General features: G+C 66.5%; 9 protein-coding genes. 7 read left to right on the top strand and 2 right to left on the bottom strand.

What is annotated here, in order from left to right:
* Nucleotides 1-810, bottom strand: an 810-nt coding sequence (locus WH367_RS12750; protein ID WP_339536439.1) for a tetratricopeptide repeat protein, incomplete at its 3' end; no start/stop codon positions are given.
* A 404-nt stretch (nt 811-1,214) separates the two neighbouring features.
* Between WH367_RS12750 and WH367_RS12755 the strand changes: the two genes are divergently transcribed.
* Nucleotides 1,215-2,681, top strand: a complete 1,467-nt coding sequence (locus WH367_RS12755; RefSeq protein WP_339518546.1) for a hypothetical protein — start codon at nt 1,215-1,217, stop codon at nt 2,679-2,681.
* Between the two features lie 111 nt (nt 2,682-2,792).
* Here WH367_RS12755 and WH367_RS12760 read toward each other — a convergent pair whose 3' ends face one another.
* Nucleotides 2,793-3,929 (bottom strand): L,D-transpeptidase Cds6 family protein, encoded by a 1,137-nt coding sequence (locus WH367_RS12760; protein WP_339536440.1) that lies wholly within the window; start codon nt 3,927-3,929, stop codon nt 2,793-2,795.
* Nucleotides 3,930-4,481: 552 nt separating this feature from the next.
* Here WH367_RS12760 and WH367_RS12765 point away from each other — a divergent pair.
* From WH367_RS12765 to WH367_RS12790, 6 genes are all read left to right on the top strand, one after another.
* Nucleotides 4,482-9,764 carry a hypothetical protein gene (locus WH367_RS12765; RefSeq protein ID WP_339536441.1) on the top strand — a complete coding sequence of 1,761 codons (5,283 nt, stop codon included), beginning with the start codon at nt 4,482-4,484 and terminating at the stop codon, nt 9,762-9,764.
* A 103-nt stretch (nt 9,765-9,867) separates the two neighbouring features.
* Nucleotides 9,868-10,386: an OmpA family protein gene (locus WH367_RS12770; RefSeq protein WP_021028371.1), complete on the top strand. Its 519-nt coding sequence runs from the start codon at nt 9,868-9,870 to the stop codon at nt 10,384-10,386.
* 75 nt (nt 10,387-10,461) lie between these two features.
* Complete coding sequence (locus WH367_RS12775) at nt 10,462-12,000, top strand: hypothetical protein (protein ID WP_339536442.1); 1,539 nt, start codon at nt 10,462-10,464, stop codon at nt 11,998-12,000.
* A 299-nt stretch (nt 12,001-12,299) separates the two neighbouring features.
* Nucleotides 12,300-14,138 carry a peptidase domain-containing ABC transporter gene (locus WH367_RS12780; RefSeq protein WP_339536443.1) on the top strand — a complete coding sequence of 613 codons (1,839 nt, stop codon included), beginning with the start codon at nt 12,300-12,302 and terminating at the stop codon, nt 14,136-14,138.
* The gene (locus WH367_RS12785) at nt 14,135-15,463 is read left to right on the top strand and encodes an HlyD family type I secretion periplasmic adaptor subunit (protein WP_021028373.1); all 1,329 of its coding nucleotides are present in this window, start codon (nt 14,135-14,137) and stop codon (nt 15,461-15,463) included. The genes WH367_RS12780 and WH367_RS12785 overlap by 4 nt, the downstream gene beginning before the upstream one ends.
* Nucleotides 15,464-15,466: 3 nt before the next feature.
* Nucleotides 15,467-17,380 carry a TolC family protein gene (locus WH367_RS12790; protein WP_339536444.1) on the top strand — a complete coding sequence of 638 codons (1,914 nt, stop codon included), beginning with the start codon at nt 15,467-15,469 and terminating at the stop codon, nt 17,378-17,380.
* The last annotated feature ends 45 nt before the right edge of the window (nt 17,381-17,425 follow it).

Here is a 17,425-nt window from a genome sequence, read left to right on the forward strand (position 1 = left end):
CGCCGCGGCCGCCTTGGCGGGAGCCGGCGCCGGCGTGGATGCCGCTTGGGCAATGACAGCCGGTGCAGGGCTAGGCGCAGGCGGTTTGGGCGCGGCAACCGGGGTTGGTGCTGGGGCGGGCGCTGGCACCGGCGCAGGCGCAGGTGGTGGCGGCGGGGGCGGCGGTGCCAGCGGTTTGGGCGGCACATCGGCTCGGGCCTGCACCAGCGCGTTCTTTCCATTGGCGAGTGAGGCCGGAACAATCTGCGTGATCAGCGCCAGTTGGGGGCCCTGTTGCTTGGGCGCGCCTTCCAGCTGCAGCGCCTTGGCATAGGCATCGCTGGCCATGCGGGCGTAGAGGTCGCCCAGGTTCTCATGCGCCGTCGTGTAACTGGGGTTGGTGCGCATCGATTGCTCCAGCGCCTGCGCGGCCTTGCGGTCCTGGCCATCAGCGGCATACAGCACGGCCAGGTTGTTGTAGGGCTCGGGCATGCCGGGGTAATCGCGGGTCAGCTCCTGGAAGATCTTGATCGCCTGCGCATGCTGCTTTTGCTCGGTCGCGATCACGCCGCGCAAAAACCGCATTTCCACATCGCCGGGCTGCTTGCGCAGGTAGGCATCGGCCTCTTTGGCCGCTTGCGCTGCCTTGCCCTGCTGCAGCAACTGGCTCACTTCTGCCACAGCAGGCGATGCAGGCGACGTGGGCGCGGCTTGCGCCTGCAGCGCTGCGCCCCCCATCAGCACACCTACGCAGACCGCCGCCCAGCGCTGGTGAAAAAGGACGGGCACCAGGGATCGCAGGGTAGAGCGCGCTGGGAAAGCACTTTGCATGGGGGATTTTCTCGTTGCAGTGGACCAAAGCCGCAGAAAACAGCCAGAAATCTTGCGTATCTGTACACACATCCGTTGGCAGAAAAAGCCCCGCCTGGCGCGCGCCAAAAACCGGCCGATTATACAGACCCTGCCTGCGCCAGCGGCCGGCTGCCGGGCGGTGGAACGCTCCCCGCACAAAGCAAGAACGTTACGTAACACCTCCGTAACAAGTGGCCGAAAAACTGCCTCCTGCGCCGCACCCAAAGGCTACTGAAATTAAAAATAATCATTTAAAACAACAAACTTCCAAATTTCACAGATGTAACAAAAACGGGTTCGCAGGCTGGCACAGGAGTTGCACTCTTAAAAACAAGGCCTGGGCATTTGCCCTTGAGGCCAGCCCCCAGACCGGAGACCTGCACATGACCCACAACGCCCCCTTGCTCAGCCCAGAGGTCTGCGAGACGCTGTTCGACGAAGCGCAGGAGCGCCATCTGTGCATGGAGGTGCATTGCGCACCCGGCCTGGCCCACCAGCTGAGCCTGGCTGCCCGCTTTGTGGCGCAGCAGGCGGTGGATCTGCCCCAGCCCTATGACGGCTGCCTGATGTTCTTCACCATCACCGCGCAGAACCTGCCCATCACCAGCTTCAGCATCCAGCAGCCCAGCGTTGCCGATGCCTGGACGGAAGGCGCTGCGCGCATGCGCCAATGGGCCTGGGCCTTCAATGCCACCGGCGTGGAGCTGCGCATTGACTGGGCGACCGCCGTGCTGCCGCTGCCCGGGGATGACCCGCAGGATGCGCTGTCCGACCTGCGCCAGTCCTGGAGCCTGGCCGACAGCGCGCAGGAGCGCGCCGAGATGCTCGCCCTGCTCAGCCACCGCATGACGCGCTCGCTCGCCCGCCTGCAGCTGCTGAGCGATCCGGTGCCCGCCAGCACGCAGGGCCGCTGGCAACTGCTGCTCGAAGGCCTGCACATCAGCCCGCTCGGCGAGATGCGCACCCTGCCCCGCCCCGACCCCTCGGCACCCCGGGGCAGCCACGGCAGCGCGGCCTCGGCCATCTACCAGGCCACGCAGGAGCTGCTGGCCCGCAGCCAAAGCGAAGACGGCAGCTGGCCCGAAGCCAGCACCTTGGTCGACCACCTGGGCATCACCTACGCCTTGCTGCTCACCCAGCGCCAAAGCGCACCGACGCCAAGCGCGTCGATGACCATACACCGCGCCATTGCCTACCAGGCCGAGCAGATGCAGCGCTGGAGCCTGCATGAATGCGGCAGCGACCTGCTCAAGGCCATGAGCCTGATCGTGCTGGTGCAGTATGTCCACCTCTACCCGGGCGCCGGCTGCGCCACCGCGCTGCGCGACCTGATCGGCCTGCTGTCGCAGCAGCTCCATGGCAAGGCCGCTCGCGGCGCAGGTGCCACCGCCCCCTGGGCCCAGCTGGCCTTGCAAAGCCTGCAAAAGAGTGGGCAGCAGCCCTCGGACCTGCAAGCTGCCACTGGCAGCCCCGCTGCAGACGGCGACAGCCCATGGCTGCATGCCGCCTGGCAGCAGCTGCAGGCCCTGGCGCAGGACGAGGAACACAGCAAGCTGCACCCCGAGCCCTGGGTGTCGGCCGCGCTGATGGAATGCTCTTTGCAGCACGGCAAACCACTGTTTGCCAGCCATGCCCAGCGCAGCCAGTTTTTCTCAGGCATGCAGTCGCTGTTCAAGACCTGCTACCAGCGCATGGTCTGGCCCAAGCTGCCCCATACGCAGGCCAGCCGCCAGCGCTGGAGCAGCGGCGCGCTGCAGGCGCCCGTTACCGACTGCCGCGTGGCCAGCCAGCTGCTGATCACCATCAGCGCGGCGGTGAGCTTCGCCAACCTGTCGCAGGCACGCTCATAAGCGCTATAGGTACCCGGCAGCCGCAGCGCCTGGCGTAACGGCCCTTTGCACCCTCAAAACCAAGGCGCCTGCTCCAAAAGGGCAGGCGCCTTGTTCTGTTCAAACGGGGTGTCAGCGCCCCACGGTCTCACGCACAATGCGCCACTGCCCTTGCTCGGGCTGCAGCACCAAGGTCTTGCGGGAGTTGCTCTTGAGCGCGCCTGCCGCATAGGCCTGCACAAAGCGGGCCGTGGCGCGGGCGCCGTCAACGGCCACCTGCACATCGCTGAGCGCCACGCTGATCTCAGACTTGCCCACAATGCGCTGGCGGCGTGACTGCTTCCACGCTGCCAGGCTGCTGCCATCGGCGGGTTTGAAGGCGGGGCTATAGGCGGCCAGGTAGGCATCCATGTCTTGCTGGGCCCAGGCCTGGGCCCAGGCCTGCACGGCGGCCTCCACCGCGGCAGGGGAGCTATCCAGCGTCTGCAAGTCCGTCGCGGCAGGTGCGGCGTCCGGCGCCGGGCTTGCTTTGGCGGCGGCACTGGCTGCGGGCCTGTCCGATGACTTGGCCGATGACCGTGCCGCCTCTGCAGCGGCCAGCTGCAGCGGGGTTGCCGAGGATATGCGCTCTGCCAGCACAGGCTCGGGTGCAGTTGGAGGTGCGGGTGCAGGTACCGCAGCCGCAGCTTGCACCGGGGTCAAGCCCTGGGCGGGCGGCGCGGCTGCTGCCACCGCTGTCACTGGCACCGCAGCCCCATGCCTGCCCGGCGCAATCTGCGCGATCAGCGCCTGCTTGGGCGCAATGCCCTGGCGGGCGCTGTCCAACTCCAAGGCCTTGCCATAGGACTGGCTGGCCATGCGCGCATACAGATCACCCAGGTTTTCATAGGCGGTGGCATAGCCGGGCTGGGCACGGATGGCCTGCTCCAGCGCATCGACGGCCTTGCGGTCCTGGCCTTGGGCGGCATACAGCACGGCCAGGTTGTTGTAGGGCTCGGGCATGGCCGGGTAGTCGCGTGCCAGCGCCGAAAAGATCTGGATGGCCTGCGTCTGCTGCTTTTGCTCGGTGGCGATCACGCCGCGCAAAAAGCGCATCTCGGCGTCCTGGGGGTTCAGCTGCAAAAACTGGTCGGCCTGCGCCGCCGCCTGCTCGGTCTGGCCCTGCTCCAGCAGCTGGGCCACCGCATCCACTTCGCGTGCGGCATGGGCAGGCAGTGCCAGCAATACAGCCGCACCGCCTGCGCACAGCGCAGCCACCAACTTTGGCAACCGTGCCTGCCTTAACCAGAGAGGGGGAGAGAAGTGACGAGACGCGATGCGCATAGATGGCTTTTTAAAAGTCATGGAATCAGGGGAAATACAACGAATTTCTTTGAACAGCTTCTTTAAGCCGGCGCCGCAGTGACCAGGAGAAACACGGATGCGGCAAGAGACAGCAGAAATAGTATGCGAGCCCGCCACCCGATTCATTATGTAAATTTTTATGGATACCACAGGATCATGATTTAAATCCTATTTATACGCCAAGCAGCAAATATTTACAGAAATGCTCCGCCATAACCGCAGAACGTTACGTAACGCCTGAGGGAACAACATTGGACATTGCTTAAACGCCAGATCAAACCATAGTTTTTAAACTGCAATCCATCCGCAAGCAAATATATTTATTCATAAATTTCAATGACTTATGAAATACCAAATGAACGCAGATAAAAAACAAATCCATGGCACGCAAGTTGCACAGTCTCCGCCCAGATAAGCCTCGCGAGGCAAGTCGGAGCCCTTGCGTTTGATATTTCAATTTTCTACAGGACAGAGAAAATGACCACCTCCACCGCCCTCCCCTCGAATACCGCAGCTGCTGCACTGGCCACCCACGGCATGGCATCCCAAACCGGCAGTGGCGCAGCGATGGCCGCATCGGCCAAAGGCACCCCTGCCACGCTATCCCAGGCCAGCGCCGGCGTGCAGATCGTGCGTGACGGCCAGACGATGGCGGCCCCCGCAGGCACGGCCTTGCAAGTGGGCGACAAGATCATCGTGCCAGCCGATGGGAGCGCGCAGGCGCAGTTCAGCGGTGCCGGTGGCCAGAAGCTGGTGGGCACATTTGCAGGTGGCACCGAGGCCACGCTGGGCTACCAGGCAGGCGCCGACGGCACAGGCGCGATGGCGCTGGACCTCGCCTCGGGCAAGGTCGATGTAGCCCCTGCCGGTGACGACACCGACGCCTTGGGCCTGGTGGTGACCCAGGAAACGGCCGAAGCCGGTGGCTCCACCTTGGGCGATTTTCTGCTCGCCGGCCTGGTCGGCATTGGTGGCGGCGCGCTGATCGCTGCGGCGCTGGACAGCGGCGATGACGACGACGACCGCACGCCGCCCATCAACCCCACCAATCCAACGAACCCTACCAACCCCACGGATCCGACCAATCCGACCAATCCGACCAATCCGACCAACCCTACCAACCCGACGGACCCCACCAGTCCTACGGATCCGACCAACCCCACCGATCCCACCAACCCAACCAACCCAACCAACCCAACGAATCCGACCAATCCCACGGATCCGACCAACCCTACCAATCCCACGAACCCAACGAACCCGACCAACCCCACCAATCCAACGAACCCGACTAACCCAACGAATCCGACCAATCCGACGGATCCTACGAACCCGACCAATCCAACCAATCCTACGGATCCAACGAATCCAACCAACCCTACGAACCCCACCAACCCGACGGATCCTACGAACCCGACCAATCCAACCAATCCCACGGATCCCACCAATCCGACGAACCCCACCAACCCTACGAATCCGACGGACCCTACCAATCCGACGAATCCTACGAACCCGACCAACCCAACCAACCCCACGGATCCCACCAATCCGACGAACCCGACCAACCCTACGGATCCCACCAATCCAACCAACCCGACGAACCCCACGGACCCGACCAACCCTACCAATCCGACTAACCCAACGGACCCCACGAACCCAACCAATCCAACCAACCCCACGGATCCGACGAATCCAACCAACCCGACCAACCCTACGGATCCAACCAACCCCACCGATCCGACGGACGGCCATGGGCTGATCACCTCGGTCGAGGACGTACTGGGGGCGCTGGGCGGTGGCACCTTGGTGGCGCCCGTCACGGACCTGGTCAATTCGCTGATCAACCCATCGACGGGAACCCTCGCGGTGGTGACCAGCGTGCTGGAGCAGTTGACGAACACCAATGGTGGTCCTCTGGGTGTGCTGACCGAGCTGGTCGATGGCCTGGTCAATATCCAGGACCAAGGGCTGGAGCCGCTGGTTTCCACGCTCAACCAGCTGATCGCAGGCCTGGGCGATCCCACATCGACCGAAGGCATTCCCGGTCTGGTGAACCAGGTGCTGGGCGGCCTGCTCGGTGAGAACAGCCCGCTGGGTGAGCTGCTAGCGGGCGTTGGTGGTCTGCTGGGCGGCTTGCTGGGCGGCGGCTCCGGCACGCCTCCCGGTGGTACGGACGGCCCCGGCATCGTGACCACGGTGCAAGAAGTGGTGGACGGTTTGCTGGGCGGCACCGTGGCAGAGCCGGTGGGCCAGCTGATCGACAGCCTGCTGCACCCCAGCGATGGCACGCTTGCAACCGTGACCGGTTTGCTCGAAGGCCTGACCAGTGTGGAAGGCGGCCCGCTGGGTGTTTTGACCGAGTTGGTCAATGGCCTCACCCAAGTGGACGGCCAGGCACTGCAACCGCTGATCGGTACCTTGAACGAGCTGATTGCCGGCTTGGGCAGCATTGGTGAAGGCGGTATCGGTGGCGGCCTGATCGGCTCCATCGTCGACAGCATCCTCGGCGGTCTGGTGCCTGGCGGTGGCGCGACCGACGGCGGTCTGGTGACGACGGTACAAGAGGTTGTCGATGGCCTGCTGGGCGGTACCGTGGCCGAGCCGGTCGGCCAGCTGCTCGACAGCCTGCTCAACCCCGGCAGCGGCACCCTCGCCACCGTCACCTCGGTGCTCGAAAGCCTGACCTCGGTAGACGGCGGCCCGCTGGGTGTATTGACCGAGCTGGTCAGTGGCCTGACTCAGGTCGAAGGCCAGGCGCTGCAGCCCGTCATCGGCACCTTGAACGAGCTGATTGTCGGCTTGGGCAATGTGGGCGAAGGCGGCCTGGGCGGCGGCATCATCGGCAGCATCGTGGGCGGCGTGCTGGGCGGTCTGGTGCCCGGAGGCGGCGCCACCGATGGCGGCCTGGTCACCACGGTGCAGGATGTCGTCGATGGCCTGCTGGGCGGCACCGTGGCCGAACCGGTCGGCCAGCTGCTCGATAGTCTGCTTAACCCCGACACGGGCACCTTGGCCACGGTGACCACCGTGCTCGAAGGCCTGACCTCGGTCGAAGGCGGCCCGCTGGGCGTGCTGACCGAGCTGGTCAGTGGTCTGACCCAGGTCGAAGGCCAAGGCCTGCAGCCCGTCATCGGCACCTTGAACGAGCTGATTGCCGGCCTGGGCAGCATCGGTGAAGGCGGCCTGGGCGGTGGCTTGGGCGGCGGTTTGATCGGCAGCATCGTCGGCGGTGTGCTGGGCGGCCTGGTCCCTGGTGGCGGCGCGACCGATGGCGGCCTGGTGACCACGGCGCAGGATGTGGTCGATGGCCTGCTCGGCGGCACGGTCGCCGAGCCAGTGGGCCAGCTGCTCGACAGCTTGCTCAACCCCGGCACGGGCACCCTGGCCACGGTGACTTCGGTCCTCGAAGGCCTGACCTCGGTCGAAGGCGGCCCGCTGGGCGTATTGACCCAGTTGGTCAGCGGCCTCACCCAGGTGGAAGGCCAAGGGCTGCAACCCGTCATCGGTACCTTGAACGAGCTGATTGCCGGCCTGGGCAGCATCGGCGACGGTGGTGCCGGCGGCGGACTGGGCGGCGGCCTGATTGGTACCGTGGTCGGCGGCGTGCTGGGAGGCCTTGTGGGCGGCAATGGCGGCCTGCTGGGAGGCCTCACTGGTGAAGGCGGTCTGCTGGGCGGCTTGACCGGCGACGGTGGTCTGCTTGGCGGCGTTGTTGGCGGCAATGGCGGCCTGCTGGGAGGCCTGACCGGTGACGGCGGTCTGCTCGGCGGGCTGCTGGGCTCCGGCTCTGGCGGCACCGATGGCAGCGGCGCAGTGACGACGGCACAGAACCTGGTGGGCGACCTGGTCGGCGGCACGGCTGCAGCACCGGTCAATGCCGTGGTCGATACCCTGCTCAATCCACAAAGCGGCGCGTTGGCCCCTGTGACCAGCGTGGTGGAAAGCCTCACCCATACCGGCAGCGGCCCGCTCGGCGCTGTCACCTCGGTGGCCAATGGCCTGACCCAGGTGCCTGGCCAGGCGCTGGAGCCGGTCGTCTCTGCCGTGCACGATGTTGTCGCAGGTCTGAGCGGCGGCGCATCCGGTGGCGCAGTCGGCGGCTTGCTCGGCGGCCTTACTGGTGAAGGAGGCCTGTTGGGTGGCCTGACCGGTGACGGCGGTCTGCTGGGTGGTGTCATCGGCGGCAATGGTGGCCTGTTGGGTGGCCTCACCGGCGAAGGCGGTCTGCTCGGCGGTCTGACCGGTGAAGGCGGTCTGCTCGGCGGCGTTGTCGGCGGCAATGGCGGCTTGCTGGGTGGCCTCACCGGCGAAGGCGGTCTGCTCGGCGGTCTGACTGGTGAAGGCGGTCTGCTGGGCGGCGTGGTCGGCGGCAATGGCGGCTTGCTGGGTGGCATCACCGGCGAAGGCGGACTGCTCGGCGGGCTGACCGGTGACGGTGGTCTGCTCGGCGGATTGCTGGGCTCCGGCTCCGGCGGGGCCGATGGCAGCGGTGTAGTCACTACGGCACAGAACCTGGTGGGTGACCTAGTTGGCGGCACCGTCGCAGCGCCGGTCAATGCGGTGGTCGATACCCTGCTGGATCCACAAAGCGGCGTATTGGCGCCAGTGACCAGCATTGTCGAAGGTCTGACCCAGAGCGGCAGCGGCCCCTTGGGCGTCGTGACCTCGGTGGCCAATGGCCTAACCCAAGTGCCTGGCCAGGCGCTGGAGCCGGTCGTCTCTGCCGTGCACGATGTCATTGCGGGCCTGAGCGGCGGCACCTCCGGTGGTGCGGTCGGCGGCTTGCTGGGCGGATTGACGGGAGAAGGCGGCCTGCTGGGTGGCCTGACCGGTGACGGTGGTCTGCTGGGCGGCGTCGTCGGCGGCAATGGCGGCCTGTTGGGCGGCATCACCGGCGAAGCTGGCCTGCTCGGCGGTCTGACTGGTGACGGTGGTCTGCTGGGTGGCGTCATCAGCGGCAATGGCGGCTTGCTGGGTGGCATCACTGGCGAAGGCGGACTGCTCGGTGGCCTGACCGGTGACGGCGGCTTGCTGGGCGGATTGCTGGGCAATGGCTCCGGCGGCGCCGATGGCAGCGGTGTTGTGACCACGGCGCAGAATCTGGTCGGTGATCTGGTCGGCGGCACCGTCGCAGCGCCGGTCAACGCGGTGGTCGATACCTTGCTGGATCCGCAAAGCGGCGTACTGGCACCGGTGACGAGTGTGGTCGACAACCTGACCAGCACCAGCAGCGGCCCCTTGGGCGTCGTGACCTCGGCGGTCAATGGCCTGACGCAGGAGACGGGTCAGGCACTGGAGCCGGTGGTCTCGGCCGTACACGATGTCCTGGCCGGGCTGAGTGGCACCACCTCGGGCGGCGCAGCAGCGGGCCTGGGCGGTGTGGTGGACGGCCTGCTCGGTGACCAGGGCGTACTGGGCAGCGTGCTGGGCAGCAGCGGCGCAACGGGGGGGCTGCTGGGCGGCCTGACCGGCAACACGGGCCTGGTCAGCGGCTTGCTGGGTGACAGCGGCGTGGTCGGCGGCCTGCTCGGCGGCAGCACCGGTCTGCTCTCGGGCATCACCGGTGAGCACGGCCTCGTAGGGGGTCTGCTGGGCGGCAGCGGCGGGCTGGGTGGCTTGCTGGGCGGCACGGCAGCGCCGCACTTCGTGGCCAGCACGGCCGGCAGCGCGCTGCAGCCGGTGGCTACTGCCATCAGCAGTGTGGCCAGCGGCGATGCACACAGCGTGCTGCCGCAAGACCTGCTGCACCACCAACTGGCCTGATGCACAGCGCGCCCTGCGCTGATCAGTGACCCGCTTCCATCCCCATGGGTCTGCAGCGCTTGCCTGGTTTCCAGGCAAGCGCGGGGCCCCATCAAGGATTGCCATGTTCAAACTTCTCCCTCTTTCTGTCGCCGCCGCTCTGGCCCTGGGCCTGGCAGCCTGCGGCAGCAGCTCCACCACCTCCAAACGTGAGGAGCACCATTACGCACTGTCCAAACCTGCGGCCGAGCCCGCCCAATCGGGCGTGGCGCCGGTCGTGGCCACCGCACAGCCGGGCAACAAAGGGCCGGCCGATACGGCCCATACCGTGTATTTCGACTTTGACTCCTACACCGTGCGCCCGGCTGACCGCCCCGTGCTGGAGAGCCATGCACGCTGGATGCGCAGCCACCCTGGCCAGTCGCTGACCTTGCAGGGCCACACCGATGCACGCGGCGGCATCGAATACAACCTGGCGCTGGGCCAAAAACGGGCCGAGTCGGTGCGCAGCAGCTTGCAGACCCTGGGGGTGGACCCCGCCCGTGTCGAGGCCGTGAGCTATGGCAAGGAACGCCTGGCCGATACCGGCAGCAGCGAAGAGGCCCACCAGCGCAACCGCCGGGTCGAGTTCGAATACCGCTGAGTGCCCCATGCCCTGGCAAGGCATGGCGCCCTGCATCGCCATGCCGCTTCCCTTGTCTCAGCCCCTGGAGGACATGTGTTGGCGCACCAAGCACCCCACCGCTGGAGCAAACAGCCCAGCCTGGTCCAGCAACTGGGCCTGGGCCTGGACTATTTGAAAACCCGCACCAGCCCCCTGCCCGAGCCGTTTGGCGACTGCATCTTGCTGCTGAGCGTGGCGACACCAGGAGAGCCTGTGGCGACCTTCTATGTGCGCCGCGCCACGCTGGAGGCGGCCTGGCGCGCCGGCACCACCCAGGTGCGGCAATGGGCCTGGAGCCGCAGCCTCGACTGCCTGGAGCTGCGCATTGACTGGCCCTCGCATATCAGTGCGCTGCAAGGCGGTGCTGCACCGGCTAGCCCGCGCCCGGCGGTTTCGGCCTGGGCGCTGGCCGACGAGAGCCTGGAGCAGGTGCAACTGGTGCCGCCCCAGCGTTGGTCCAGCACGGCCCCGGCACCGAGCGCATGGCTGCCCGGCATGGGCGAGCAGCCGGAACGCCTGCCCCGTGCGTACTGGCTGCTGCATCTGCAAGGCCTGTTTGTCAACAGCGAAGGTTATTTGACGCAGCTGCCGCGCGCTGACCTGCCCCCGTTGCAGGCCAGCGGCGCCGCCTTGCCCCAGAGCGAGGCCAGCATCGCGATGCTGCAGGCGCTGGCCGTGCCCGAGCCGGCAAACAGCCCCTGGAGCAACGAGCGCCTGGAGGCCTTTTGCGCGCGCATCTATGCACTGCTGCTGGTGCAGCAGCACTGCCAGCAACAGACGGGCCAGGCGCCCCCCCAGCAGCGCGGCCTGTCCCAACTGCTGGGCCGTGCTGCGCTGCAGCTGTGCCAGCAGATCGAGATCCACCAGGCAGAAGGGACGCAGCGCTTGCACCACGCGCTGTGCCTGCTGGTACTGGCCCGCTATGCACAAAGCCAGCGCAGCGAGCCGCTGGACGCCGTGCTGCCAGTCATGGCCGAACTGGCCCAGCGCCTGGCCCCCGGCAAGGGCCAGACCGCGCACAGCGACTTGCAGCCGCCACTGCCCACGCCCAAACCGGCCGCATTGGCGCCTGCCTGGCGCCTGGTGGCGCTGGCCGCCTATGCCGATGGCATGAGTGCGCTGGGCTGCGCATCCACTGCGGTCGCAGCGCCCAGCGATGCGCCAGCCCCCCCACCCGGCGCCGCCCTAGGCAGCAGCACCAGTACCACCAGCATGGCCACGCCTGAGATGGCTGCGCTCGAAGCGCTGACCCGGCACTGGCTGCAGTGGCACCTGCTGGCCCATGGGGGCGCCTCCTCGGCGCAGCCCGATTGGTCTGTGGTGGCAGTGGCCGAGCTGGCCCTGCAACCGGGCTTGGCCCAGGCCCGCAGCCACCTGCAAAGCTGCAGCTGGCTGGCTGCGCTGCGCAAAACCTTGCAAGCCCAGCTGCCGCAATACCTCCACCCCGAAGCGGCCATGTTTATGGCGCCCGATGCGCGAGAGCAAGCCGCTTTTATTGAGCCATTTACGGGCGCAGACCCTTTACAGGCCAACAGCTGGCGTATTTACCAGTGGATTCACCATATTGCTGTTCCGCAATTAATTAATTTTTGATTAGCAAATACCCACAATTTGTTGAACATTTACATAGAAAAAAGCTTTAAGACTCCCGCTCTGCCAATATTTATACAACCCCTATATTTAGTATCTGGGCGGGAGACATTTGTCATAAAAAAATACAATTTCTTACCATCACCGATCCGCGCTATGTTTGATAAAAATCAAAGTAAATTACAAGAAATGGCGGACTAAACCGCAGTCGAGTTTCCGAGTTAATAAGAAAAACCAATAAATAAATAGTGTATTTGTGCAGCGCAACAGTGGATCGCTGAGAGGAATTGGGAGAGACCAACATGATCGAGTACCTGCTACCCCGCGCCTTGGTGTCACGCACCGAAGCCACGGCGCAGGCCCAGGAGGCCGAAGCGGCGACGGCCAGCCCGTTCGCTGCTGCTATGGCGACGTCGTTCGCCCATGCCAAAGGCCATTTGCACCAGGCCGTCTGGCTGTCACTGCCCATCAGCCTGCTGGGGCTGCTGCCCTCGATCTTCCTGCTGCAGGTCTATAACCGTGTCATCTCGCGCGGCGGCACCGCCACGCTCACCGCCATGGTGGCCGGCGTGCTGTGCATGCTGGCGCTCGAGCTGTACCTGCGCCGCAAGCGCGCCCGTGCGCTGCGGGAAGCGGGCGCCACGATCGACCGCGAAGTCTCACAAAGCCTGATGCGCTCCATGCTGGCGCACCCGCTGCTCACCCTGGAGCAGCGCTCGGCCACGCAGTGGTTGCAGCTGTTTCGCGATGTCGGCTCGATGCGCTCGTGCATCTCGGGCGGCGTGGCCTCCTCGGTGCTGGATCTGCCAATGGCCCTGCTCGCGCTGATCGTGATCGGCATCATCGCCTGGCCCGTGCTGCCGGTGATCGTGGTGGCCATGGTCGTGCTGGGCGTGCTGGCCTGGTGGTGGGCCGATGAGGTGCGCAGTGGCCGGGTCGAAGAAGTCGAGCAGGCGCGCCAGCTCGACCGGGGCACGGCCGAGATCTGCAATGCGCGCGGCACGCTCAAGGTGCTCGGCTATGACGCGGCGGCCCAGCAGGCCTGGCAATCGGGCTATGACCGCTGGCTGGCCGAGAGCTTTGACAAAAACGGCGAGATGGAAAACGCCAAGGAAACCAGCCATGTACTGCTGACCTTGTTCTCGGTCGCCGTCATCACCGTGGGCGCGCTGGCCATCAATGCGCAGTGGATGAGCATCGGCAGCCTGATGGCGGTGAATCTGCTGTCGGGCAAGGCCCTGGGCCCGATTGCCCAGCTGGCCAGCAACTGGCGTTCGCTCGCCCGTGCCAACGAAGCCACAGCCCGCCTGCAAGAAGCACTGGAAGAGCCGCTGGAGCCTGAGAGCCAGCGCATTGCGCTGCCCCGCCCGCGCGGCGTGTTTCGCTTGGAGCAGGCCAGCTTCCAGTACCCTTCAGGCCACTTGGCGCTGGACCAGGTGTCGCTGCAGATCGGCCCCGGCGGCATCCATGCGATCCTGGGCCGCAATGGCGCGGGCAAATCCACCCTGGCCAAGCTGCTCGCCGGCCTGTACCAGCCCACGCAGGGCACGATCTCGATCGACGAGTACGACATGGCGCAGTTCCCGCGCAATGACCTGGGCCGTTGGGTGGGCTGCCTGGCCCAGCAAACCTACTGGTTCAGCGGCCCCATTGTCGATATCTTGCGCATGGTCAGCCCCGATGCCGATGACGGCCAGATTCTGGCAGCCTGCCAGCTGTCGGGCGCGCACAGCTTTATCAGCCGCCTGCCCCAGGGCTACCAGACCATCCTGGGCGAAGGCGGCGCGGGCCTGTCGGCCGGCGAGCTGCGCAAGCTCGGCCTGGCCCAGCTGTTCTTGCGCAACCCCTCGGTGCTGATCTTGGACGAGCCCAGCAACGACCTGGATTTCGAGAGCGAAACCGCGCTGCTGCAAACCCTGCGCCAGATTGCGACCAAGCACACGGTCATCATCGTCACCCATTCGCTGCGCGTCGCATCGCTTGCCCAGCATATCTACCATGTGCGTGGTGACGGCCAGGTGGACCAGGGCCAGCCCGAGCAGATGCTGCCGCTGCTCTTTGGCGTCAGCAGCAAGCCAGCGGCTGCCGCCAAGCCATCGGCCGCATCCGGCCCGGCGCAGGCCCAGGAGTTGGCATCATGACGGCCCGCTCCCTTCACCACCTGCCCCAGGTGCTGCAAAACCTGGAGCGGCCAGCGCTACCCGGCACGCCGCAGCCCGGCCGCAACCAGCGCCGCATCGTGCTGGCGGCCCTGGGCGTGCTGGTGCTGGTGGGCCTGTTCTACCCGGTGGAGAATGTCGTGGTTGCCAGCGGCCAGGTGATTCCCTCCGACCGCGTGCAGACCGTGCAGCATCTGGAAGGCGGCATCGTTACCACCGTCCATGTCAAGGAAGGCCAGGAAGTCCACAAGGGCGAGCCGCTGCTCGAAATTGACCTGGGCGGCAGCAGCCTGAACCTGGAGCAGTTGACGGCCCGCAGCGCCACCGCGCAGGCCAGCCGCACGCGCCTCACGGCCGAGAGCCAGGGCCTGGCGCTCAAGGCAACGGATTTCCCGCGCGAGCTCGAGAACAAGATTGTGCGCGCCGAGCTGGGCGCCTTCTCCTCACGGGCGCTGGAATACCAGGGCAGTCTCGCGTCCAGCCAGGCCATGCTGCTGCAGGCCCGGGGCGATGTGGCCCAAAGCCAGGCCCGTATCGACGGCCTGCGCAGCAGCCTGGCCTTGCACGAGCAAGAGGCCGGCATTGCCCAGCAACTGGCGGCTGAGCAGCTGATTGGCCAGCTCGAAGTGCTGGACAAGCAGCGTGCCCTGACCCTGGTGCGCACCGATCTGGCCGCCGCCGTGCAAAGCCTGGTCAGCAACCGCGCCAAGGTCGAGCAGGCCCAGGCCAAGATTCTGGAGACCCAGGGCGCGTTCCGCCGCCGAGCCTCCGAAGAGCTGGCCCAGACCGAGCGCGAACTGCTCAGCCTGAGCGAAGACCTGTCCCGCGCCCGCAACCAGCGCAGCCGCACGGTGGTGCTGGCCCCGACCGATGGCGTCGTCAAAGGGCTGCGCAGCTCGGGCGCCGGCTGGGTGGTCAAGCCTGGCGAGGCGATCTTGGAAGTCGTGCCCGACAAAGATGAGGTCATCGTCGAAGCCCGCCTGAACCCGGCCGACCGGGGCTATGTGCGCGCAGGCCAGGAAACCAAGGCCAAGGTCAGCGCCTATGACTACCTGCGCTATGGCTTTGTGCCCGGCAAGGTCACCCTGGTCTCGGCCGACGCCGACCACGACCCGAACGTGCCTGATGCGCCCTCGTATTTCCGCATCCAGGCCAGCCTGGCCCAGCCCTGGGTCGGCCGCAAGGACAACCGCATCACCACCGGCATGCAGGCCGAGCTCGATCTGTTGCTGGGCCGTGAGCCCTTTATCTGGTATTTGCTGCGCCCCGTGCTGCATATCCAGAGCGAAGCTTTCCGGGAGCCTTGAGCGATGCGCCTCTTTGCCCCCGCACCCCTTAGCAGCATGCCGCTTGGCCAGGCGGCCAGCCTGCCAGCGCGCTACCTGGCGGCCCAGCCGCGCCTGGCTTGCCCCGGGCGCGCCGAGCCGCAGGGCGCCTCGGTCTGGGGGATTGTCTGCGCGCTCACCATGGCCTGGGCGAGCAGCGATCTGCAGGCGCAGGGCTTCTCCGATGGCACCGTGCCGGCGCAGGAGGCCAGCCAGTCCGATGCCACGCCGGTGCTGGAGATGCCGCTGCGCGTGCAGATGGCCGAAGCTGCGCCAGAAAGCCGCGATAGCGCGCCTGCGCTTGCCAGCAGCAACGCGCCCACCGCGAGCGCAGAAATGGCTGCTCCCACGCCGGCCGCCCCTGTCATTCCCGCCAGCACGGCACCTGCCGCCGCCTTGCAGCTGGCACCCAAGCTGATGCCCGGCACACTCGCGGGCAACGCGTCCCAGCAGCAGCTGCTCACAGCGCTCTACACGATGCTGAGGGACCACCCCGATGTGCGCAAGGCACGTGCCGCCGTGGAATCAGCAGGCTACGACACCCACACGGCTGAGGGCGCGCGCTGGCCCAGCTTCAAACTGGGCACCTCGGCCGGCAATGCGGCCCTGCCCCAGGGCGGGAGGCGCAGCTCGTACACGGCAGTGAACGCCGAGGTGCGCATGAACCTGCTCGATGGCGGCGCCATCAGCGCCGGCATCGATTCGGCCCAGGCCATGGAAGCGGCGCAAGGCAGCGCCCTCTACACCACGCGCCAGAATGTGCTGCTCGATGCGCTGTCGGCCTTGCTGGAGCTGCATCGCTTCCAAACCAAGGCCCGCATTGCCTCCGAGTCGGCTGAGATCATCGGCCAGTTGGCCCGGGTGGAAGAGCGTCGCGCCGAGTTGGGCGCTGTCGGCCGCAATGACCTGCGCCAGGCTGCATCGCGCCGCGCCAGCGCACTGGCCCAGCAAAATGCGCTGGAGGCCCAGCGCATCGATGCGCAGGCCCGCTTTACCCGCTACTTCAACTACATCCCCAGCCTGTCCTGGCTGCCCGAGCCCCAGGTGCCCAGCTTCTGGGTGCCGACCAATGAGCAAGCGGCGCTGCTGGCCGCCGAGGACCAAAGCGCCGAGCTGCGCGAGATCGGCCACCTGATCGAGCGCGCCCAGGCCGAGGTCGAGCGCAGCAAGGCCCAGCGCTGGCCCACGGTGGCTGCGGTGGTCTCGCACACGCGCGATCCCAAGAGCGTGCTCTACACCGAAGGCACGCGCTACGGTGTGGAGCTGAACTGGAACTTTGGCAATGGCTTTGAGCTGCGCGACCGCATCCTCAAGGCCATCAGCGAGCTGCAGGCCCAGCAAGCCCAGCAAGAGGCCGTGCGCCGCCAGGTGCATGAGGCTGCGTCGTCCGCCTGGGGCCGCTGGCAGGCAGGCCGCGCCCGCGAGGCCCAGCTGCGCGATGCCGTGCGCGAAGCCAGTGCTGCCTTTGAGGGCTACCGGCGCCTGTTGGAAGTGGGCCGGGGTAACCTCTCGCAGGTGCTCGATGCCCAGCTCGACGTACAGCGCCTGATGCTGGACGCCGCCGACGCCATGTATGACCAGCGCATCAATGAATTGCGCCTGACCCGCACCACCGGCCAGTTGCTGCCCCGCGACTTGCCCGAGCACTGGCTGGACCAGCTCTTTGCCCAGCGCTCTGCGAATGCCCCCGCGCCTGCCGCTGCGCAGCGCCCCTTTACCGGCCCTGGCCCCGCGCCACTGGCTGGCAGCCGCGCAGCCCCCGCCCGGCCTGGAACAACGTATACCTCTGCCCCTGTTTTGACTGCGCAGCACCTGCCGCTGCGCCTGGACCACCGATGGGACACGCTGCTGCTCAGCCAGCCGCAAGGCCCTGGTGCGCCGCGCGCTCTGCGCTGGTAAGAGGTACCGGTTTCCACAGCGACAGGCGCTTGCCCACGCCTGCCA

Origin of the sequence: Comamonas sp. MYb21, assembly GCF_037479395.1 — a bacterium.
Taxonomy (GTDB): domain Bacteria; phylum Pseudomonadota; class Gammaproteobacteria; order Burkholderiales; family Burkholderiaceae_C; genus Comamonas.